Here is a 574-nt window from a genome sequence, read left to right on the forward strand (position 1 = left end):
CCTTTATCGTTTCCCATTAATGGACGGAACGAGATGGGTAATTTCCTTGATGTAGTGTGAAGAGGGATGGTCATGAAATTTAAATCTGCGTTATTACTGATTCCATTATTCTCTGTAACCGCGCAAGCGGGTTATGTTGATTATCGTCATGAATATTATGACGATGGGCGCAATTACGATCGTGTTTATATGTCTCATCGTTTTGCGACTGGTTTTGGTGTAGCCGTTGAAGCCATTTCACGTTCCGAAGATACGCAATCTAATGATGCGTGGAATAATATGGAAAGTAATGGCAACGAGTATACTGCAAGCTACCAGTTTACCTGGCGGGATCTTATCTGGCAGCCGGGTATTGCGATCGAAACGGGCGATAACATCACGATTTATAAACCTTATATCCGCGTACAGTACAATATCAATGATAGCTGGTGGACTGCGTTCCGCTATCGTCAGGAGTACATGCGCAGAAACACTGACGGCAAGGATGATCGCATGGTCTATCGTCCGGAAGCATGGCTCGGTTATAACATTCATGACTGGATGTTTGAGCTTAACGGTATTTATAAAATTGCCG

General features: G+C 43.6%; 1 protein-coding gene. It reads left to right on the forward strand.

Features of this window, described 5'->3' with window-relative positions:
• Positions 1–72 precede the first annotated feature (72 nt).
• On the forward strand, positions 73–574 hold a 502-nt coding region (locus KQJ18_RS24355), incomplete at its 3' end, for an oligogalacturonate-specific porin KdgM family protein (RefSeq protein WP_216422998.1).

This window comes from Citrobacter sp. S55_ASV_140, from assembly GCF_018919505.1.
Lineage (GTDB): Bacteria > Pseudomonadota > Gammaproteobacteria > Enterobacterales > Enterobacteriaceae > Citrobacter > Citrobacter werkmanii.